General features: G+C 61.5%; 16 protein-coding genes and 1 tRNA gene. 8 read left to right on the top strand and 9 right to left on the bottom strand.

The window, feature by feature from the left end; translation table 11 throughout:
• The first annotated feature begins 119 nt into the window (after positions 1 to 119).
• Complete coding sequence (locus I8N66_RS16785; RefSeq protein ID WP_291155492.1) at positions 120 to 1,373, top strand: DUF459 domain-containing protein; 1,254 nt, start codon at positions 120 to 122, stop codon at positions 1,371 to 1,373.
• A gap of 95 nt (positions 1,374 to 1,468) precedes the next feature.
• On the opposite strand, the gene I8N66_RS16780 is transcribed toward I8N66_RS16785, so the two are convergent.
• Both I8N66_RS16780 and gltB read right to left on the bottom strand, forming a co-directional pair.
• Complete coding sequence (locus I8N66_RS16780) at positions 1,469 to 2,926, bottom strand: glutamate synthase subunit beta (RefSeq protein WP_291155491.1); 1,458 nt, start codon at positions 2,924 to 2,926, stop codon at positions 1,469 to 1,471.
• Positions 2,927 to 3,034: 108 nt separating this feature from the next.
• A complete protein-coding gene (gene gltB, locus I8N66_RS16775) occupies positions 3,035 to 7,759 on the bottom strand; it encodes a glutamate synthase large subunit (protein WP_291155489.1) in 4,725 nt (1,574 codons plus the stop codon).
• A 555-nt stretch (positions 7,760 to 8,314) separates the two neighbouring features.
• Here gltB and I8N66_RS16770 point away from each other — a divergent pair.
• Positions 8,315 to 9,361 carry a low specificity L-threonine aldolase gene (locus I8N66_RS16770; RefSeq protein WP_291155487.1) on the top strand — a complete coding sequence of 349 codons (1,047 nt, stop codon included), beginning with the start codon at positions 8,315 to 8,317 and terminating at the stop codon, positions 9,359 to 9,361.
• A 9-nt stretch (positions 9,362 to 9,370) separates the two neighbouring features.
• Here the strand turns inward: I8N66_RS16770 and I8N66_RS16765 are convergent, their stop codons facing one another.
• Positions 9,371 to 10,228, bottom strand: coding sequence for a LysR substrate-binding domain-containing protein (locus I8N66_RS16765; protein ID WP_291155485.1), 858 nt, complete (start codon positions 10,226 to 10,228; stop codon positions 9,371 to 9,373).
• Positions 10,229 to 10,324: 96 nt separating this feature from the next.
• Here I8N66_RS16765 and I8N66_RS16760 point away from each other — a divergent pair, with 96 nt between their 5' ends.
• Positions 10,325 to 11,314, top strand: coding sequence for a bile acid:sodium symporter family protein (locus tag I8N66_RS16760; protein WP_291155501.1), 990 nt, complete (start codon positions 10,325 to 10,327; stop codon positions 11,312 to 11,314).
• Positions 11,315 to 11,389: 75 nt separating this feature from the next.
• On the opposite strand, the gene I8N66_RS16755 is transcribed toward I8N66_RS16760, so the two are convergent.
• Complete coding sequence (locus I8N66_RS16755) at positions 11,390 to 11,851, bottom strand: Hsp20 family protein (protein ID WP_223725572.1); 462 nt, start codon at positions 11,849 to 11,851, stop codon at positions 11,390 to 11,392.
• 389 nt (positions 11,852 to 12,240) lie between these two features.
• Here I8N66_RS16755 and I8N66_RS16750 point away from each other — a divergent pair, with 389 nt between their 5' ends.
• Complete coding sequence (locus I8N66_RS16750; RefSeq protein ID WP_291155481.1) at positions 12,241 to 13,206, top strand: alpha/beta hydrolase; 966 nt, start codon at positions 12,241 to 12,243, stop codon at positions 13,204 to 13,206.
• A gap of 72 nt (positions 13,207 to 13,278) precedes the next feature.
• Here the strand turns inward: I8N66_RS16750 and hisN are convergent, their stop codons facing one another.
• Positions 13,279 to 14,052 carry a histidinol-phosphatase gene (gene hisN, locus I8N66_RS16745; RefSeq protein WP_291155479.1) on the bottom strand — a complete coding sequence of 258 codons (774 nt, stop codon included), beginning with the start codon at positions 14,050 to 14,052 and terminating at the stop codon, positions 13,279 to 13,281.
• Positions 14,053 to 14,472: 420 nt separating this feature from the next.
• Positions 14,473 to 15,354 (bottom strand): N-formylglutamate amidohydrolase, encoded by an 882-nt coding sequence (locus I8N66_RS16740; protein WP_113541186.1) that lies wholly within the window; start codon positions 15,352 to 15,354, stop codon positions 14,473 to 14,475.
• Between the two features lie 199 nt (positions 15,355 to 15,553).
• Here I8N66_RS16740 and cpdR1 point away from each other — a divergent pair, with 199 nt between their 5' ends.
• On the top strand, positions 15,554 to 15,919 hold the full coding sequence (cpdR1, locus tag I8N66_RS16735) for a response regulator CpdR1 (RefSeq protein WP_034786813.1): 366 nt from the start codon (positions 15,554 to 15,556) through the stop codon (positions 15,917 to 15,919).
• 262 nt (positions 15,920 to 16,181) lie between these two features.
• Positions 16,182 to 16,256: transfer RNA gene (locus I8N66_RS16730), tRNA-Val, on the top strand.
• A 216-nt stretch (positions 16,257 to 16,472) separates the two neighbouring features.
• Here the strand turns inward: I8N66_RS16730 and I8N66_RS16725 are convergent.
• From I8N66_RS16725 to I8N66_RS16715, 3 genes are read right to left on the bottom strand one after another with little or no spacing between them, the layout of a single operon-like run.
• The gene (locus I8N66_RS16725; RefSeq protein WP_291155474.1) at positions 16,473 to 17,669 is read right to left on the bottom strand and encodes a site-specific integrase; all 1,197 of its coding nucleotides are present in this window, start codon (positions 17,667 to 17,669) and stop codon (positions 16,473 to 16,475) included.
• Positions 17,644 to 18,102, bottom strand: a complete 459-nt coding sequence (locus I8N66_RS16720; RefSeq protein WP_291155471.1) for a helix-turn-helix domain-containing protein — start codon at positions 18,100 to 18,102, stop codon at positions 17,644 to 17,646. Before I8N66_RS16720 ends, I8N66_RS16725 begins: the two co-directional genes overlap by 26 nt.
• 6 nt (positions 18,103 to 18,108) lie before the next feature.
• Positions 18,109 to 19,392: a hypothetical protein gene (locus tag I8N66_RS16715; protein WP_291155468.1), complete on the bottom strand. Its 1,284-nt coding sequence runs from the start codon at positions 19,390 to 19,392 to the stop codon at positions 18,109 to 18,111.
• A 228-nt stretch (positions 19,393 to 19,620) separates the two neighbouring features.
• On the opposite strand from I8N66_RS16715, the gene I8N66_RS16710 reads away from it, so the two are divergent.
• Complete coding sequence (locus tag I8N66_RS16710; protein WP_291155465.1) at positions 19,621 to 19,851, top strand: ribbon-helix-helix domain-containing protein; 231 nt, start codon at positions 19,621 to 19,623, stop codon at positions 19,849 to 19,851.
• 1,082 nt (positions 19,852 to 20,933) lie between these two features.
• Positions 20,934 to 21,199, top strand: a 266-nt coding sequence (locus I8N66_RS16705; RefSeq protein WP_291155462.1) for a hypothetical protein, incomplete at its 3' end; no start/stop codon positions are given.

Genomic DNA, 21,199 nt, shown 5'->3' with positions numbered 1-21,199 from the left:
TCACGATCGCCGTATCCGTGAGATAAAATACGCAAAAGCGCGCTGCACCCGTGCGGCGCGCTTGCACGTGACAGCGGCTCGTTGCCGCCGCAACACGCCATGAACGGGTAAAGAACCAGATGATGAGCAAGCGCCGCGGACACCAGAGCCGATCGCCGTTCGGGATTGCGACCATCTGCATCGCCGCGATGGCGATGGTTGTCGTCAGCCTATTTGCGAGCCTTGCCGAAGCACAAGAACCGGTGCAGCGGCGCAACCTGTTCCAGATGCTCTTCGGCGGCCTGTCGCGCGACCGGCCTGTCTATGACGATCGTGACTATTTTCCCGAGCAGCCGCGACCCAAACGCCAGCGCCAACAACAGCAGCAGCGCCAGAAGGGCCTGGGGCAACAGAAGCAGAAGCCGAAGGCCACCGATACGCCAGCCGTCGTGCCGCAGGTCGTCGAGAAGGCGCCGGACGCCAAGAAGGTCCTGGTCGTCGGCGACTTCATGGCCGGCAGCCTTGGCGACGGCCTGAAGACGGCCTTCGAGATGACGCCCGGCATCGCCATCGAGACACGGGCCAACGGTTCCTCGGGCCTGGTGCGCGAGGACTATTTCGATTGGCCGGGCACCCTTCCCGGCTATGTCGGCGAAGTGAAGCCGTCGGTCATTATCGTCAGCCTCGGCGCCAACGATCGGCAGCAGATGCAGATCGGCGACGTCAAGGAAAAGTTCCGGACCGATCTCTGGACCGAAGAGTACCGCAAGCGCGTCAATGCGCTGGCTGCCTTGGCCCGCAAGGAAAAACTTCCGGTTCTCTGGGTCGGCATGCCGCCGTTCCAGTCGGCGGCGATGACGGCCGACATGGTGACCTTCAACGGCATGTACCGCGAAGAAATCGAGAAGGTCGGCGGGCAGTTCGTCGACATCTGGGACGGCTTCGTCGACGAGGGTGGCAAGTTCGTTCTGACCGGTTCCGACATCAACGGCCAGCAGGTTCGCCTGCGCGGTGCCGATGGCGTCAACCTCACCAAAGCCGGTAAACGCAAACTCGCCTTCTATGTCGAGAAGGACATTCGCCGCTTGCTTGGCGATGCCGCCGCGACGGACAAGAACGTGCCGGGGGCCAACGAGCTGAAGGACCTGGTGGTGACGGCGCCGCTCGGCAACGAGGATATCGTCAAGACCCAGCCGATCGGCTTGACCGATCCGGCACTGGACGGCGCCACCTCCCTCCTTGGCAATGCCGCGCCGGACAAGGGCAATGGCAAGAGCCCGCGTGATCTGCTGGTGGACAAGGGCGATATCGCCACGGCGCCCGCCGGCCGCGTCGATGACTTCCGCCTGTCGAAGCCGAGCACGGTGATCAGCAATCCGGTGATCCGCAACTAGAAGCGGCAGCCATTGGAAGTGGCCGCTCCGGCAAGAGCCGACAAAAAAAGCCCCGTCACGAGGACGGGGCTTTTTTCATGCTTGGGAGTAATGCGTTAACGCGGCAGGGTGGTCGAGCCCATCAGCGCCTCGTCGATCGCGCGGGCGGCCTGGCGGCCTTCGCGGATCGCCCAGACGACCAGCGACTGGCCGCGACGGACGTCGCCGGCAGTCCAGAGCTTCTCGACCGAGGTCTTGTAGTCGCGCTCGTTGGCGACGACGTTGGTCGAGCCGCGGCGGTCGGTGTTGAGCGTCAGCTTGTCGCCGAGGTCCGTCAAAACGCTGGTGGTGAAGGGGCCACGGAAACCGATGGCGATGAAGGCGAGGTCTGCCTTGATGATGAACTCGGTGCCGGCGACTGGCTTGCGGCGGTCGTCCACCTGGCAGCACTTTACGCCGGTGAGGTTGCCGTCCTCGTCGCCGATGAATTCGAGCGTCGCCACCTGGAACTCGCGGATGGCGCCTTCGGCCTGGCTGGAGGAGGTGCGCATCTTCGTTGCCCAGAATGGCCAGACGGCGAGCTTGTCTTCCTTTTCCGGCGGCTGCGGGCGGATGTCGAGCTGGGTGACCTTGACCGCGCCCTGGCGGAAGGCCGTGCCAACGCAGTCCGACGCGGTGTCACCGCCGCCGACGACGACGATGTGCTTGCCGCCGGCAAGGATCGGCTGCGACGGCCAGCCGACGCTGTCGATGTTTTCGCGACCGACGCGGCGGTTCTGCTGCACGAGATAGGGCATTGCGTCATGCACGCCTGCGAATTCGACGCCGGGAATGCCGGCGTCGCGCGGCGTTTCGGAGCCACCGCAATAGAGCACGGCGTCGTACTCGTCGAGCAGGCGCTGCATCGGCACGTCCACGCCGACATTGATGCCGCAGTGGAACGTGACCCCTTCGCCCTTCATCTGTTCGACGCGGCGATCGATGAAATTCTTTTCCATCTTGAAGTCCGGGATGCCGTAGCGCAGCAGCCCGCCGGGCTTCGTCTCGCGCTCATAGACGTGGACCTCGTGGCCGGCGCGGGCAAGCTGCTGGCCTGCCGCCATACCGGCCGGGCCGGAGCCGATCACCGCAACCTTCTTGCCGGTCTTGGTAACGGCCGGCTGCGGCACGATGTAGCCCATCTCATAGGCCTTGTCGGCAAGCGCCTGCTCAACCGTCTTGATCGCCACCGGCGTATCTTCGAGGTTCAGCGTGCAGGCTTCCTCGCACGGCGCCGGGCAGACGCGACCGGTGAATTCCGGGAAGTTGTTGGTCGAATGCAGGTTGCGGATCGCCTCTTCCCAGTTGCCGTTGTAGACGAGGTCGTTCCAGTCGGGAATCTGGTTGTGCACCGGGCAGCCGGTCGGCCCGTGGCAATAGGGAATGCCACAGTCCATGCAGCGAGCAGCCTGCTTCTGCACTTCCGGTTCCGACATCGGAATGGTGAATTCGCGGAAATGGCGGATGCGGTCAGATGCCGGCTGGTACTTTGCCACTTGCCGGTCGATCTCGAGAAATCCAGTTACCTTACCCATCGTACTATCCTGAAAGCTTTGCGTCTGAACAGGCGCTTTTCCCAAGCGCGCGTGAAGGGCCCCCGAACCAGTCTGTGATGAACCGGGAGCCTTGGTCACCGGGGCCTCCTATTCGGCCGCCTCTGCCATTTTCATGCGTTCCATATCCTCGAGCGCACGGCGGTACTCGACCGGCATGACCTTGCGGAATTTCGGCCGGTAATCCGTCCAGTGATCGAGGATCTCCTTCGCCCGGGGCGAACCCGTGTGGTGAAGGTGGTTGGAAATCAGCTGATAGAGCCGTTCCTCGTCGTGGCGCGTCATGTCGCCCGATACATCCACCATACCCTTGTGCATGATGTCGCCGCCATGGTGATGCAGCTTCTCGAGCATGTCGTCCTCTTCCGGAACCGGCTGCAGCTCGACCATCGCCATGTTGCAGCGACGGGCGAAATCGCCCTCCTCGTCGAGCACATAGGCGACACCGCCCGACATGCCCGCCGCGAAGTTGCGGCCCGTGCCGCCGAGCACGACGACGACGCCGCCGGTCATGTATTCGCAGCCGTGGTCGCCCACACCTTCGACGACCGCGACCGCGCCGGAGTTGCGCACCGCGAAGCGCTCGCCGGCTACGCCGTTGAAGTAGCATTCGCCCGAAATCGCACCGTAGAGCACCGTATTGCCGACGATGATCGATTCCTGCGGAACGATCGTCGCGTTTTCCGGCGGCCGGACGATGATGCGACCGCCCGAAAGACCCTTGCCGACATAGTCGTTGCCGTCGCCCACGAGATCGAAGGTGATGCCGCGTGCCAGGAACGCGCCGAAGGACTGGCCGGCCGTGCCCTTGAGGGTCACGTGGATGGTGTCGTCCTTCAGGCCCTTGTGGCCCCAGCGCTTGGCAAGCGCACCGGCAAGCATCGCGCCGGCCGAACGGTCGACGTTCTTGATTTCGGCTTCGATCTTGACCGGAGCCTTGGTTTCGAGCGCGACCGCCGCTTCCTTGATCAGCTTGCGATCGAGAACATCGTCGATCGGGTGCTGCTGGCGCGTGGTCCAGTAGGTCTCTTCCTTCTTGGCTTCCACCTTGTGGAAGATCTTCGAGAAGTCGAGACCGTTGGCCTTCCAGTGCGCAAGCGCACCGTCCTTTTCGAGCAGCTCCGACGCGCCGATGATCTCATCGAGCTTCTTGACGCCAAGCGACGCCAGAATCTCGCGCACTTCCTCAGCAACGAAGAAGAAGTAGTTGATGACATGCTCCGCCGTGCCCTTGAAGCGCTTGCGCAGGACGGGATCCTGGGTCGCCACGCCGACAGGACAGGTGTTGAGATGGCACTTGCGCATCATGATGCAGCCGGCGGCAATCAGCGGCGCGGTGGCGAAGCCGAACTCGTCGGCACCGAGCAGCGCACCAATGATGACGTCGCGACCGGTCTTCAGGCCACCATCGACCTGCAGCGCCACGCGCGAGCGAAGGCCGTTCAGCACCAGCGTCTGCTGGGTCTCTGCAAGGCCGATTTCCCACGGGCTGCCTGCATGCTTCAGCGAGGTGAGCGGCGAGGCACCGGTGCCGCCGTCGAAGCCGGCGACGGTGATATGGTCGGCGCGCGCCTTGGCAACGCCAGCGGCAACCGTGCCGACGCCGACTTCCGAGACGAGCTTGACCGAAACATCCGCTTCCGGGTTGACGTTCTTCAGATCGTAGATCAGCTGCGCCAGGTCTTCGATCGAATAGATGTCATGGTGTGGCGGCGGCGAAATCAGGCCGACGCCCGGGGTCGAGTGGCGGGTCTTGGCAACCGTCGCGTCGACCTTGTGGCCGGGCAGCTGGCCGCCTTCACCGGGCTTGGCGCCCTGCGCCACCTTGATCTGCAGCATGTCGGCATTGACCAGGTACTCGGTGGTCACGCCGAAACGGCCGGACGCGATCTGCTTGATCGCCGAACGCTCGGGGTTGGCAGAGCCATCGGGCAGCGGCAGATAACGGTCGCTTTCCTCGCCGCCCTCGCCGGTGTTCGACTTGCCGCCGATCCGGTTCATGGCGATCGCGAGCGTCGTGTGCGCCTCGCGGCTGATCGAGCCGAAGGACATGGCGCCGGTCGAGAAGCGCTTGACGATGTCGGCCGCCGACTCGACCTCGTCGACCGAGATCGGCTTGCGCCCGAGAGCCTCGGCGCCCTTGATCGTGAAGAGACCGCGGATCGTGTTCATGCGCAGTGCCGAGTTGTTGACCATCTCGGCGAATTCGCGGTAGCGATCTTGCGCATTGCCGCGAACGGCATGCTGCAGCGAGGCGATCGCATCGGGCGTCCAGGCATGGCTCTCGCCGCGCATGCGGTAGGCATACTCGCCGCCGATGTCGAGCGAGTTGGCGAGAACCGGGTCGGCACCGAAGGCCGCCTTGTGACGGGCGACGGTTTCGGCTGCGATCTCTTCGAGGCCGATACCCTCGATCGTCGTGGCGGTGCCGAAGAAGAACTGGTTGACGAGCTTCGACGACAGGCCGACGGCGTCGAAGATCTGCGCGCCGCAGTAGGACTGGTAGGTCGAGATGCCCATCTTGGACATGACCTTGAGGATGCCCTTGCCGACGGCCTTGATGTAGCGATAGACGACCTCGCTCGCATCGACCTCCTTGGGGAACTCACCACGCTTGTGCATGTCGATGAGCGTGTCGAAGGCGAGATAGGGGTTGATCGCCTCGGCGCCGTAGCCGGCAAGCAGGCAGAACTGGTGCACTTCGCGCGGTTCGCCGGATTCGAGCACGATGCCGACCGAGGTACGCAGGCCCTTGCGGATCAGATGGTGGTGCACGGCGGCCGTTGCGAGCAGCGCCGGGATCGCCACGCGGTCCGGACCGACCTGGCGGTCGGACAGCACGATGATGTTGTAGCCGCCCTTGACCGCCGCTTCCGCACGCTCGCAGAGGCGGTCGAGCATTTCGGGCATGCCTTCGGCACCGCGCGAAATGTCATAGGTGAAGTCGAGCGTCTTGGTGTCGAAGCGGTCTTCCGTGTGACCGATGGAGCGGATCTTTTCGAGATCGCCATTGGTCAGGATCGGCTGGCGCACCTCGAGCCGCTTGGCATGCGCCATGCCCTCGTGGTCGAGGATGTTCGGACGCGGGCCGATGAAGGAGACGAGGCTCATCACCAGCTCTTCGCGGATCGGGTCGATCGGCGGGTTGGTGACCTGCGCGAAGTTCTGCTTGAAATAGGTGTAGAGCAGCTTGCGCTTGTCCGACATCGCCGAGATCGGCGTATCGGTGCCCATCGAGCCGATCGCCTCCTGGCCGGTCGTCGCCATCGGCGACATCAGGATCTTGGTGTCTTCGAGTGTGTAGCCGAAGGCCTGCTGACGGTCGATCAGCGAGACGTCGCGGCGCAGCGCCCGCGGCTCCACCGGCTTCAACTCCTCGAGGATCAGCTGGGTGTCTTCAAGCCACTTGCTGTAGGGATGCTTGGTTGCGAGCGAGGACTTCACCTCCTCGTCGGAGATGATGCGGCCCTGCTCCATATCGATGAGCAGCATCTTGCCCGGCTGCAGGCGCCACTTCTTGACGATCTTGCCCTCGTCGACCGGCAGCACGCCGGCCTCGGACGCAAGGATGACGCGATCGTCAGAGGTGACGATGTAGCGGGCCGGACGCAGACCGTTGCGGTCGAGCGTGGCACCAATCTGGCGACCGTCGGTAAAGGCGACCGCAGCCGGTCCATCCCACGGCTCCATCAGGGCTGCATGGTATTCGTAGAACGCCTTGCGTTCGGGCGACATCAGCTGGTTGCCGGCCCACGCCTCGGGGATCAGCATCATGACGGCATGCGACAGCGAATAGCCGCCCTGCACCAGGAACTCGAGCGCGTTGTCGAAACAGGCAGTGTCGGACTGGCCCTCGTAGGAGATCGGCCAGAGCTTGGAGATGTCCTCACCGAAGAGTGGCGAAGAGACCGACGCCTGGCGCGCCGCCATCCAGTTGACGTTGCCGCGCAGGGTGTTGATTTCGCCGTTGTGGGCGACCATGCGGTAAGGGTGCGCGAGCTTCCACGACGGGAAGGTGTTGGTGGAGAAGCGCTGGTGCACGAGCGCCACCGCCGACTCGAACCGCGGATCGGACAGGTCCTTATAATAGGCGCCAACCTGATAGGCGAGGAACATGCCCTTGTAGACGATCGTCGCGGACGACAGCGAGACGGGATAGAAGTTGCTCTCCTCGCCCTTGTATTCGTCATAGATACGGTTGGAGATCACCTTGCGCAGGGTAAAGAGACGGCGCTCGAACTCCGGGTTCGTTGCGGCATCGCGGCCTGCGCCGATGAAGACCTGGATGTGGCGGGGTTCGGTCGCGGCGATTTCCGGCGCCTTTGACAGCGACGAATTGTCGACCGGGACGTCGCGGTAGCCGAGAAGGACCTGGCCCTCTTCGGTGACGACGTCCTTGATCGCCTGCTTGAAATGCGCGACCAGCGCATCGTCCTGCGGCATGAAGATATGACCGACGGCATATTCGCCGGCCTTCGGCAAGGTGATGCCCTGCTTCGCCATCTCCTCACGGAAGAAGCGGTCGGGAATTTGTACGAGAATGCCCGCGCCGTCGCCCATCAACGGGTCGGCACCGACGGCGCCACGGTGCGTCAGGTTTTCGAGCATGAAGAGGCCATCGCGCACGATCTGGTGCGACTTCTGACCCTTCATATGCGCGACGAAGCCGACGCCGCAGGCGTCATGTTCGTTGCGTGGATCGTAGAGACCCTGTTTTCGCGGCAGGCCGGACGGGAATGCGGGCGTTTTTTCAGCCGTCGCAACGCTGTGTGCGAGGTTGAGCCCAGATTGCTGTGATGGCGAATGATCCGTCATCGTTTTCCCTCCTGTTGAAACCCGGCAACGCCGGGCATGGCACCGCCCGCGCATGGCTCTTCGTTGCGCGCAAAGGCGCGCCAAAAAGTCGGGGCACTCATCGTCTCATGATCCTGATCAGGTCGCAAATAAGCACGGCATCATCAGGCATTGATGTCTGCGACCATCCTGACGGCAGGCGATTACAACCGGATGAAATCCGGCCAATCCCCCCGCTTCGCACGCCGGGTGCCGTTTTTTTAGGCACTAGCGGCGATTGTTCCGGTCCCTAGACCGAAATAGGACAGCAAACCTGTCCTATTTCATGTGCTCTATGCCAGAAACTCCCCCCCACCGCAAGAGGCATATCAGCAAATAATAGAGGAGATTTTGCCGAACATTGCCGGAAATTTCTGGCTTTTATAATTTAATTACGGCGTTTCGTCGTTTTCTTCCTTTTGGTTTCAAACTGGTCTCCTGTTGGCCTTTCGGCCGCTGACCGTGATTGATCCGGCGGAGAACTCGGTTAAGGTCGGCGAAATCCGTCGAAAAGACTGTAATACAGGGTGGAAAGTGATGATTTTTTCGTCTGACAACTGGGCTGGTGCCCATCCCGCGATTGCCGAGAGCCTGATGGCGCACGCAGGCGGATACGCGTCGGCCTATGGCACGAGCGATCTCGACCGGAAGGTGGAAAAGAAGTTCGCCGAGATTTTCGAAAGAGACGTCGCCGTCTTCTTCGTCGGCACCGGAACCGCCGCCAATTCGCTGGCACTTGCGAGCGCCAACCGGGCGGGTGGCATCACCTTCTGCCACCGCGAAGCGCATGTCATTGCCGACGAATGCGGCGCGCCGGAATTCTTCTCGCACGGCGCCAGGCTGAAGCCCGTCGACGGGCCGCGCGGCAAGATGGAAGCGGCACGGCTCGAGGCCGAAATGAGGCGCTATCCGTTGGACAACGTCCATGGCGGCCAGCCTGCAGCCGTGTCACTGACGCAGGCGACGGAAAGCGGCACGGTCTATTCGCTCGCGGAAATCGACACGATCGCCGCCGTCGCCAAGGCGCACAAGTTGCCGGTGCATATGGACGGTGCGCGCTTTGCCAATGCGCTCGTCAGCCTGGGCACCACGCCCGCCGAAATGACCTGGAAGCGCGGCGTTGACCTCGTTTCCTTCGGCGGCACCAAGAACGGCTGCTGGTGCGCCGAGGCGCTGGTGCTGTTCGACCTCTCCAAGGCGCATGAGATGCACTTCCTGCGCAAGCGCTCCGCCCAGCTTTTCTCCAAGTCGCGTTTCGTCTCGGCGCAGTTCGACGCCTACTTCGCCGGCGATCTCTGGCTGAACCTCGCCCGCCACGCCAACGCCATGGCCACGCGCCTGGCCGAGGGCATCGCCGCGGCAAAGACGAGCCGGCTTGCCTGGCAGGCCGGTGCCAACGAGGTCTTTGCCATCATCAGCAAGGATGTGGCGACGAAGCTCAGACAGGATGGCGCCGTCTTCTACGACTGGCCGGTGCCGCACGATCTTGAGGGCAAGCTTGCCAAGAACGAGGGCCTCTATCGCCTCGTCACCAGCTTTGCGACCAAGGCCGAGGACGTCGACCGCTTCGTCGCCGGCTGCTGAGCCCTTCCCTCAACCCTGCCCTTGCAGGGTCCTCAGATTGGCGAGGATTTCGACCGAGAGCGCCGCACTCAGCTTTCGGTCGACGCCCTTGGTCGGCACCAGCACGAATTCCACGTCTTCGAGCGGCGGCAAGGCACCGGCCGGTATCTCCTTCAACCCCGGCGGCACCATGCTGCGCGGCTGCACGAGCACGCCCATGCCGGCGCGCGCGGCCGCCGTCAGCCCGCTGAGACTGCCGCAGGTGCAGACGATCCGCCACGGCAGGCGGTGCCGATCGAGCACTTCGAGCGCGACGCTGCGGGTGATGCTCGGCGGCGGAAAGGCGATCAGCGGCAGCACCTTGTCACGCCGGATCCGTTCCGGGTCGCGGGCAAGCCAGACCAGCGGTTCGCGATAGACAAGTTCACCCCTGAGGTCGCCGAGCCGCCGCTTGGCGAGCACGAGATCGATCTCGCCATTGTCCTGCATCTGATAGAGCACGCCGCTCAATGCCACCGTGAGTTCGAGATCGACGGACGGGTGCGCGCGCACGAAGTCTTCCAGCACCGCCGGCAGCCGGCTCATGACGAAATCCTCGGAAACCCCGAGACGTAGGCGCCCCCGGAGGCTGCTTTCCGCGAAGAGTGCACGCACCTCGCCGTCGATCGCCAGCATCGAGCGGGCATGGGCGAGCAGCGCCAGCCCATCCGCCGTCAGCGCTACGCGGTGCGTATCGCGCGCCACCAGGGTTCGCCCAAGCGAGGCCTCAAGCCGTTGAATATGCTGGCTGACGGTCGATTGCCCCAGCGACAGTTTTTCCGCCGCGAGCGTGAAGCTGCCCATCTGCTCGAGGGCGACGAAGCTGCGCAATTGCACGAGATCCAGCATGACCCATCTCAATTCGTGATAACTGTTATTCCTTGCATCCTGCTTCATAATGAACTTTTTCGGCAAGAGCTTGATGCCGAGAAAGTGACGAAAGACATGCGCCGCTACCTTCCCGATACCTTCACTATCCTGCTTCTGGCGACGGTGCTGTTGGCATCCGTTCTGCCGATCCATGGTGAGGCCACTGTCTGGTTCGGCATCGCGACCAAGGTCGCCGTCGGCATGGTCTTCTTCCTGCACGGCGCGCGCCTGTCGCGCGACGTGGTGATTGCCGGCGTGCTGCACTGGCGGCTGCATCTGACGATCCTAGCCTCGACCTTCGCGCTCTTCCCGCTCATCGGTCTTGCGGTCGGCTTCGTCCCGACCTCGATCCTGCCGTCGACACTTTACACCGGCATCCTGTTTCTCTGCGTGCTGCCCTCGACGGTGCAGTCGTCGATTGCCTTCACTTCGATGGCCGGGGGCAACGTACCGGCAGCGATCTGCTCGGCCTCAGCCTCCAACATCTTCGGCATGTTCCTGACGCCGCTGCTCGTCGGGCTGCTTTTTTCCGCCGGTGGCCATGGCGGCGTGACGCTCGATGCGCTGGAGCAGATCCTGTTGCAACTGCTCGCACCCTTCGTCATCGGACAATTGCTGCAGCCCTGGATCGGCAACTGGATCCGGGCGCGCAAGGGGCTCTTGGCGCCCATCGATCGCGGCTCGATCCTGATGGTCGTCTATCTCGCCTTCAGCCAGGCGGTGACTTCGGGCCTCTGGCAGACCTACTCGCTGACGGATCTCGGCATCCTCGTCGTCATCGAGATCATCATGCTGGCGCTTGTCCTCGCCGTCACCATGTTCGGCAGCCGCCTGCTCGGCTTCGACAAGGCGGACGAGATCGCCATCACCTTCTGCGGCTCGAAGAAGAGCCTTGCGAGCGGCGTGCCGATGGCGAGCGCCATCTTCGCCGGGCAGAACATCGGCGCGATCGTGCTGCCGGTCATGCTGTTCCACCAGATCCAGCTGATGGCCTGCGCCGTCATAGCACAGCGCTATGCCGCCAAGAAGCAGGCTTCCGCAGTGCCTGCGCCGGCCACGTCCTGACACGCCAGGCAGCAAAAAAGCGGCGCCCCCTGGGGGACGCCGCTCTGTCTTGGGAGATTGTTCTGGCTGCGGCGGTTAGAGGGTCTGAGCCTCGATCTGCTTTGCCTGCGAGGCGACGGACGAAATCTCGATCCGGCGCGGCTTGGCTGCTTCCGGGATCTCGCGGGTGAGGTCGATGTGCAGCAAGCCGTTCTTCAGCGAAGCGGACTTGATCTCCACGTGATCGGCAAGCTGGAAGCGGCGCTCAAAGGCGCGCTTGGCAATGCCGCGATGGAGAAACTGGCTTTCCTCGCCCTTTTCCTCGGCCTTTTCGCCCTTGACCGTCAACGTGTGCTCACGGGCCTCGATCGAAAGCTCGCTCTCGTCAAAGCCGGCAACGGCCATGGTGATGCGGTAGGCGTTTTCGCCGGTGCGTTCGATGTTGTAGGGCGGATAGGTCTGGGCTTCACCCGGCTGGCCGAGGCTGTCGAGCATGGTGAACAGGCGATCGAAGCCAACGGTGGAGCGGTAAAGGGGAGAGAAATCGAAGTGACGCATTGTGTCCTCCTTGGAGCAACGTTTGCGATGTCTGGTCGGCCACCCCATTCTGGCAGTGGCAGGACCGGTGAACGGACCCGTCTTCGGCGCCCGTGACCCTGATTTGGGGAGGCGAATTCACGACTTCAAGACGCGAACGCCCACGATTTTTCCCGTGAACCCGACATGAATGCCCGCTTCGGTTTCCGTTCAGCCTCGGGGGACTAGAAAAAAGCTCTGGGCGGCAACTCCCAGGCTGAAGTGATAAGTCCCTTCCTCTTCAGCAGCCGGAAACGGTGATCGTCCGGATTTCACCCACCGTTTCCGGCTTTTTTCTTTGACGGCGAAGACCCTGCCGCCTATCCCTTGATGCTATCGTTCAACGCGCGTTCAAGTCCGGCCACGACCTTATGACCTCGATCCTCCACGCGACACCGGACAATCCGATCCCGGACAATCATGTCGCGGGCTTTTTCGACGGTGTCGGTGGCCGCAAGATCCGCTATGCGATCTTCAAGACAAGGCAGCCGGTCGCGCGCGGTACCGTCGTCCTGCTGCAGGGCCGCAACGAATCGATCGAGAAATATTTCGAGACGATCGCCGATCTCACGGCCGCGGGCCTCTGGGTCGCAACCTTCGACTGGCGCGGTCAGGCGGGCTCGGAGCGGCTGCTGCCCCATCCCGGTCGCGGCTATGTCGATCACTTCTCCGACTATGAACGCGACCTCAGCACCTTCCTTGAACAGATCGTGCTGCCGGATACCCGCCTGCCCTTCTCGATCGTCGCTCATTCCATGGGCGCGCTCGTCGCCCTGTCGCTGGCACCGATGCTCGCAAGCCGCATCGACCGGCTGGTCGTTCTGGCGCCCTTCGTCGGCCTCGGCGGCCAGGCGCTCGGCGAGCGCAGCATCGCGGCGGTTGCAACGCTCATGCGCTGCATCGGCCTCGGCACGCTGCCGGCGCATCCCGACAAGGGCAACCGCCCGTTCGAAAACAACGTGCTGACCGCGGACCGCCGCCGCTACCAGCGCAACATCGCGCTGACGGATGCCCACCCCGAACTGAGGCTTGGCCCCCCGACCGCGCGCTGGCTGAGTGAAGCCTTCCGCGCCATGCGCCGGATCATCCGTCGCGAACATCTGACGCGCATTACCCTGCCGACGATCATCCTGGCGCCGACGGCGGACCGTCTGGTGCCCCATATCGCCGTCGAGTGGCTGGCGCGCAATTTCCGCGCCGCCCAGATGATCCCGATCGATGGCGCCCGCCACGAGCTGCTGCACGAGGCCGATCGCTATCGCGCCCAGGCGATGGCCGCGATCCTTGCCTTCGTCATCCCCGAAGAGGGTGACGAGCGCGAAACCACGGCCGCCTGAATCAGGCGAGCACTTCCGCTAATCATTTGATTTTGCAGTTCGCTTCGGCGTCAGCGCCCGAAGGGAATGGCCTCAGCCCTTCAGCATTTCCAGCGCCTGCGCATGCAGTTCGGCGTTGCCCGCAGCGATGACTTCGCCGCCCATTTCCGCCGGCCCACCCTGCCAGTTGGTGATGATGCCGCCGGCCTGCTCGATCAGCGGGATGAGCCCGCCGACGTCATAGGGCTTCAACCCGCATTCGATCACCAGATCGACATGGCCGGAGGCCAGAAGCGCGAAGGCGTAGCAATCGCAGCCATAGCGGAAGAGCCGGACCTTGCTTTGCAACGCCTCGTAGCGGGTCTTCAACGCGCCGGTATAGAGGTGCGGCGAGGTGGTGAAGAGCACCGCGTCGGACAGCGATTTGCAGGCGCGCGTCGAAAGCACCTGCTCGCCCCCCGGTCCGCGGTAGACCGACTTCGCGCCGTCGGCGAAGTAGCGCTCGCCGGTGAAGGGCTGGTCCATCAGGCCCATGACCGCCTCGCCGTTGCGATAGAGACCGATCAGCGTGCCCCAGACCGGCAAGCCCGAGATGAAGGCGCGGGTACCATCGATCGGGTCGATGACCCAGACATATTCGCGGTCGAGCCCGACATTGCCATGCTCTTCGCCGAGGATGCCATGTTCCGGAAAATGCGTCTCGATCAGCGCGCGGATCGCCGCTTCCGCCGACTGGTCGGCCTCCGTTACCGGATCGAAGCCGCCTTCGAGCTTGTTGACCACGCTGGTACCGATCCGAAATCGCGGCAGGGTCTCTGCCTTGGCAGCTTCGGCAAGACGATCGAAGAAGGCGCGGTCAGGCAACATGGCTCTCTCTCAGGGAAACATGAAGGAAGGTACGTCCTGCATAGACGAAAATCACCGAAAGGCAAACGACCGAGCACGGCCATCTGCGGGCGGCGTCGGCGCCAGGGCAGGAGCGTCTCGCACCGCACCACGGCGGCTTTAGCGAATTCAATCGGTTGATTCGCCATTTTCGGCTGAAAAACTTTTGACGCGACGCAAAAGTTTTCACCGGCAAACTTGACATTTGTGCAGTGCAATATTATTGTTTCCCTACAGTCACCTGTGACTGTAAATACCCTCCTTGGGTGTTTCCTCCCTAGACTTGACCGCGCCGTTGGCGCGGTTTTTTTTGAACCTCCCCGAAAAGAAATACCAAGCGTCTCCAGCACCTTGCTGGACGCCGTCACGCTTTGCCGGTTCTTCCGGGTTTTTTGGGGAAGGCTACTCAGCCGCCAGGGGGAGGTAGGCGCCGTAGTCTTCGACATGGCGGGAAAGCGACGCGACGAAAGTCGTGAGATCTGCGACCAGCGCGCCGAAACCGGGTTTGCGCACCAGCGTCGCCTCATCGACATAGAGCCCCCGGTTGATCTCGATCTGCAACGCGTGCAGCCCGCGGGTCGGGCGACCATAATGCTCGGTGATGAAGCCACCGGCATAGGGCTTGTTGCGCACGACGCTGTAGCCGAGCTGCTGCAGGAGATCGACCGCGGCGCGCGACAGTTCACCCGCAGCACTGGTGCCGTAACGGTCGCCGATAATGAAGTCGGGACGCTGGGCACTGCCGGGCAAATGCACGTTTCCGGGCATCGAATGGCAATCGATCAGCACCGACAGACCGAACTGCACGTGCGTGCGGGCGATCAGTTTGCGCAGGGTGGCATGGTAGGGCTTGTAGATCGTCTCGATCCGCGTCAGCGCATCCTCTACCGGGAAGCGTCCGCGATAGATCTCCATGTTCTCGGCGACCAGCCGCGGGATCGTCCCGAGGCCGCCGGCGACGCGCATCGAACTGATGTTGGCATGCGGCGGCAGCGGCCCGTCGAACATGCGTGGGTCGAGTTCATAGGGCTCGCGGTTGACGTCGAGGAAGGCGCGCGGGAAATGCGCCAGCAGCATCGGCGCGCCGAGGAAGGTCGCGTTCTGAAACAGTTCGTCGACATAGTGGTCTTCCGACCGGCGAATCGAAACGGCGTCGAGCCGCGATTGATCGAGGAAACTCTGGGGATAGGACCGGCCGCTATGCGGTGAATTGAACACAAAGGGAATGCGCTGGATCGGAGGTTCCAGGACCTCGAACAGTTCCCTCTCCGCAATTTCCCCCATCTGAACCCTTTTTTACCATATGCGGTTCTTACAATTGTCATCATGTTGCCAGTTGGTCCGCTCTGTGTCCATAGTGACCAATCACAGCTCCCGGGGAATTGACGTCCCGCGTTCACGAGATATTTACCGCGTTGGGGTTTGGATAAAACGCCGCAATCTACGCGCAATGAACTGAATAAAGAGAAGCACGGCCCAATTCATGACTGCGAAAATCCTTCTTGCCGAAGACGACAACGATATGCGCCGATTCCTGGTGAAGGCGCTCGAAAAGGCCGGCTACAAGGTCATGTCCTACGACAACGGCGCCAGCGCCTATGACCGGCTTCGCGAGGAGCCCTTTTCGCTGTTGCTGACCGACATCGTCATGCCCGAGATGGACGGCATCGAACTGGCGCGCCGCGCGACCGAACTCGATCCGGACCTCAAGGTCATGTTCATCACCGGCTTTGCCGCCGTGGCGCTCAACCCGGACTCCAAGGCGCCGAAGGATGCCAAGGTGCTTTCCAAGCCTTTCCACCTCCGCGACCTCGTCGACGAGGTCAACAAGATGCTGGCAGCCGCCTGAGCCACGACAGTTTTCCACAGGCGCGAGCTGTCGCGACTGAAATGAATACGAAATCCGTTTGACCGCCGCGATCCACAAGGGATCTCCGGCGGTCTTTTCGTTTCAATGCCTTAGCAGAAATCCAGGAAATGCAGGGCGCCGGGAACGGCCCGCAAACCCGGCCCAGGGGAGGAAAAACACCTCCGCAGAATTTCTGTCAAAAAACCTTCGAAAACCCTATTGACGCGGCAACGGCTTTTGTGGTCTATGCGCCACATCGGATGGGCGTGTAGCTCAGCGGGAGAGCACTACGTTGACATCGTAGGGGTCACAAGTTCGATCCTTGTCACGCCCACCATCCAATTCAAGGGCTTAGCGAGAAATCGCTGAGCCCTTTTTGGTCTCTGGTGCCAAATGGTGCCAAGTCGGGGTGGTGAAACGGTGCCAAATCGGGCGCCCAATAGCCCCCGAAACGCTGTCACCGGAGCCCGACCGTCCTTTCCGATTGCAACCCGTTGCACCAAGAATCCAGTATGCCTCCCGTGGTGCCAAAATCTGGCGCCAGGGCGCCGGATTAGGCCGTCCTGGTTGCCTCCGCCGCGTTCATGCGTGTGCGGCGCTCAGCTTCAAGGTCGAGCACCGAAGCGCGCATGTCCTCGGTGGTGACCTTCACATACACCGACTTGGTGACCCGGCTTCCTGGAGCATGGCCCAGGCGCGGCTGCAGTAGAGCGTCCGGCACGCCTCGCACGTGAAGCCAGGTTGCCATGGCCTTGCGCAGAATATGGGGCGTGAGCTTCAGCGCCTGCCCGTTCCGCCTCACTTCAGCCTTGTTGACCGCGGTGGCGAGCGCCCGCCGAATATTCACGAGCTTGCCGCCGAACCGGCCCGGGAACACCAGCACGGGCGGCGTTTCACCGTCCTTCAGCGCCTTGGCACGCACCGCCTTCTTCACCTCCGCAAGGGCGTCAGCAAGAGAAGCGCTGATCGGAATGTCCCGGTCAGAGTGGCGCGTCTTCGGTGTGAAGCCATCCTTCCGCCTGATGGAGACCAGCCGATTGGCAGAATCCACATCCGGCCATTCGAGCGTGTACGCCTCTGTCTTGCGAACGCCTGTCTCAGCCAGGAACCGCACTAGGAGCGCCCTGTGCTCGCCGAGGACGTCAAGGATGCGAGACATCTCCTCCGGCGTGGGCACGTCTACACGCTTCACCGGCACGGGAATGCGTTCCACTTTCGGGAGCTTCTCCACGAGGCCTTTCTCCTGGGCCCATCGGAGCACCTGGAGGAAAAGGGAGGTCTCAGCGTTGATCGTCGCCGCCACGCATCCCGCGTCAACGCGATGCTTCTGGTAGTCTGCCACCTCCCTAGTCCCGATGCTGGAGACATCGGTGTCGGGGAACTTACCCAGTATGGCCTTGAGCTTGTAGCCGTCCGCGTCCAAGGACGATTGCCGCTTCTTGCCGGTGACGACCCGGTCGTCTTGTTCCTTCAGCCAGCGCTTCGACACTTCAGTGAGCGTGACGCCGCTCATTTTTTGAACGAACCCGCGCCCCGACAGAGCGCCATCGAGCTGAAGCTCTCTGAGCATCCGCTTGGCTTCCGCCAGTGCCTCCGCCTTTGTCGGGAGCGTGTGACGGGCGCGCTTGCCGTTCGGTGAGAGGTGCGGCGGGACATCGACTATCCACGCACCTGTGTGCGCACTGTCACGGATGCGCGGGGCCACTCGGAATGGGCCGACCTTCTCAGCATTGAGCTTTGCTTTTGTCATCTCTTTGGCTTTCCGCTTTTTTCAGAGAGCGCACGTAGCGGACCGGGTCGAATGCCCCACCCCCTTCCGGTGCAACAAGTTGCAGCGGCTCCGTCGCGACACGCGTGCGCACCTTCCGAACTGAAACCAGCTTGGCACCAGTTCCCTGATCCCGTCGCGAGTTGATGAAAGCGACCACATCTGCGCGCCGATAGATCAAGCGCGCACCAATTTTTGATGCGGGCAGCTCACTCCGGGGGATGCGGCGAACAAAGTCCACACCGCACCCTAGCATCCGAGCCACGTTCTCGACAAAGAGGAACTCATTGCCCAGGCCGTCCGGGCTGCCGACAAAACGATGGGGATTTTCGCGCCTGTCCACCTCATGATAGGTCCGCGCAAAGGTTGCCAGTCGGTCGAGTAGGCCAATCATACCCTTCGGTTTCTGCGTCATTCTTTCTCACCCCCTCCGTTCGAAAAGCCTGTAGACGTCTCCAGGGGTTAGGCAGGGACGCGTTTTGGACAGGTCGATCAATATGCGAAGTTGACCGTGCACCCACCGAGCTTCGTCACCCGACGACAGCAGGTATTTGTCTCGGGCCGCCCGCTCCTCAAGTTCGAGCTCGTAAGCGCGCCAAGCAGTGGCGAGGATTGCGCTATCGGAGAGCCACCCCCGAACGATCGGGTCGCTTGCAGCCTCAGCGTCGAGGGTGGAAAGATCATCCTCTGGAATTCGTTGGCGATGGAAGAGGTCGGGGTACTTCGGAAGGATCACTTCCCGTTCTGCCTTCAGCACTCTCGAAAGCAAAACAAAGGCGCAGAAATGGGCCTTAGAGAAGCGCCACGTCGCCCCTGCTCTTTTTTTGTGCACCAGCATACGCCGATAGCCCGCCTCGAATTTTCGCGCATCGACGCCCGCAGGCCAATCGTCCCGTGCAGGTAACGGAGGAGGCTCAGGGCGGCAGATCAGCCCAACGCCATCACCAAGCTTCTCGGGCTGCCTTGACCGTTTCAATTCCTCCTGCGTGGGCCTGTATTTCCCGACCGTTGCCTCCCTAAAAAGCTCCGCGTCAGACTTTCCCCGATGATGCCTTTTTTGAAGTGTCTTGTAGGCAATTCCTGCTACTTCGGCCCACTCGGCAAGGCAGCGTCTTTCATCTCGCCACGTCGCGTAGATGTTCGTCGTCCTGTTACGGGCCTGCCCTTTCGGAGAAGACCAGCGGATTAGGCCGGGACCGTAGGTGAAATTCTGAGGGTCTTTGCGATCAACAGAAGCGTCCGGACCAGGCGCGGGGCCGCCCATTTCGAGCATGAAGGCCTTAAAGTTGTTCAAGTCCGGGTGGAGCGAACAATCAGACGCTTTTCGCCGAGGGCGCGTCCTATTCCTTAACTGTTGATGGATGTTCCAGGACTTTGGGAACGTGGACTTCATCTCCCGATCTGTCGCCGTGGCAATAAAACTTCTGAAGCGCTCGCCGGTTAACTGCTTGTCCGAAACAGGCTGTTTCCGCTTCAGCTTACACTTGTTTCCGGCGTCCTTGCCGGCATCACTTGTAGAGGCATCGAAGACATTGGCTTTACCATTCAAAATCAGCACGTTATCCGGCGATGTGTCTCCGATCCCCTTCCGACTTTTAGACCGCACGATCCCTTGCGCGAGAGCGCTGCCCCCTTTGTCAAAGAGCGTCGCTTCGGAAGGGCCATTCCTCATCCTGAGCTCATCAAGTACGACTACATTCGACATAGCACAACCTCGGCCACAAATGGCAACACCAAATGAACAACGGCAACCTTTATGTGATTACACGCGTTAACAATCTTTAACAAGTAAGTAAATTAGTGAATCATCGGGGATTGCTCCGACATACACTTTGGTATGTTACTTCGAAATATCCATGATTTAAGGAGAAAGTATTGTAAAGAATCTAGATACGTAATAACGTCGAGGAACGAATTTCAAAGGATTCAAGAAATGTCACGGAAGCTCATTGGCACGCATGTTGACCCGCCGTTGATTGATGAAATCGATGCCTTTGTCGGCAAAGGGATGCCGGGAGAGCCTGGCTATTTTTCGTCTCGCAGTGAATTCATCAAGGCGGCTGTGCTTCTCTTCCTCGCACAGCAGGCAGATCAGCCGACTATCCGTAGGCGCAGGTTAGTCCAACCCCTGGACGCAGCGCAGACGTACACCCCAGATCGATGACGCGAGCCCTCACAGGAAGCGACGGGTCACAGCATCGGCAGGCAACCTGTCGAGGCGGCCCAGCCGAGTTCTGGGTTTGGCTTGCGCTAAATTGCAACCCGTTGCACCGGACCCTCCCCCCGGCCTTGTCTTGGCCCGGCGTGAGGTTGCGTCCGACCGCACTCGATGGCCTTCGCGCCCCGGCCCGGCCCGCCCCGGCGCCATCCGTTGCACCCCTCTCCTCCGTCCCGGCTGCGCCCCGTCTCTCCCCCTTCGCTCCCGCGATCTTGAGGACACCGCCCCAGCATCGGCTGCCCGAAAGCCCCGTCTGCGCTCTCGAGAATGCCGAGCAAGAAGCGATGGCAGCATTCGACCGACCATCCTATGCCTCGTCACGGCGCCTCTGCCATCATAGAGGTCCAAGACCTCGGCATGGTTTGTCATAGGCCGCGCCCAACGCGTAATTGCCGGCCCAAGTTTCGATAACTTCAAGCCAGCACTCCCCACCACTGAAGTTCTGACTGAATACTTGATTGTCGCGCCCTTAGCAGACGGGGCGGATACTTTCCGGTGCAACCCGTTGCAATTTGCTCACTTACACTTCGCCCGGCTGGGGAAAGGGAATGAAGGCAACCGCTTCCGCTCCACATACACGAACGTTAGTCGGTGATTTTCATTGTTCTTCGGAGCATGTGTAGGAAGGTGGAACGACAGCACACCCACGCGGGGCTCTCAGACAGGGACTGACGCCCGTGTATCTCCCCGCCATCGAATAACGCGTCGGCAGCAACCTTCTACAGCTCGAGACGCCGGGCGACTTTGCTGCAACCCGTCGCATCACTCCCATCGCCAGGATGCCCTACGCCCTCGCTTGACCTAATACCTCACGCGCGCTCAGTCGCGCATAAATACAGCACCGCATTTGCAATTATGCTCATTAATCTCTAGAATATCTTCCAATATTATTCATCAGCTTCAATGCTTTCCACACGTGTTATCACCGAGTGCAATACATCAAAAGGAATCATTTGCCATAAATTATAACAAAAACTAAGTTTAGAACAATTCTTGTGCGACATTTTATTTTATGCTTGATATTTCACATGAGCATTAACTTCGACAAAACCTGGATGCGGAAATTAAACGATGCCTTCAATCTTGAGCTGTACAGGGGCAGCGACAGGACACGTCCGGCGCTCGAAACCTTCAGCACGCTTCAAAAGCTGACTGATGTAGGGATGACTCGAGTGGTGTTCCACGGCGGCGGCGACAGCGTTTTGGACTCGTTTTCACATGCGCGAGAAAGGGGTTGCCTAGAGCTGCGTATGTTGGGGCTTTCCTACGTGCTGCTGCCCAAGAGCATAACATT

Source organism: Ensifer sp. SSB1 (genome assembly GCF_016652895.1).
Classification (GTDB): Bacteria; Pseudomonadota; Alphaproteobacteria; order Rhizobiales; family Rhizobiaceae; genus Ensifer.
The sequence above is the reverse complement of the archived record's forward strand: the minus strand, read 5'-3'. Positions and strand labels throughout refer to the sequence as shown.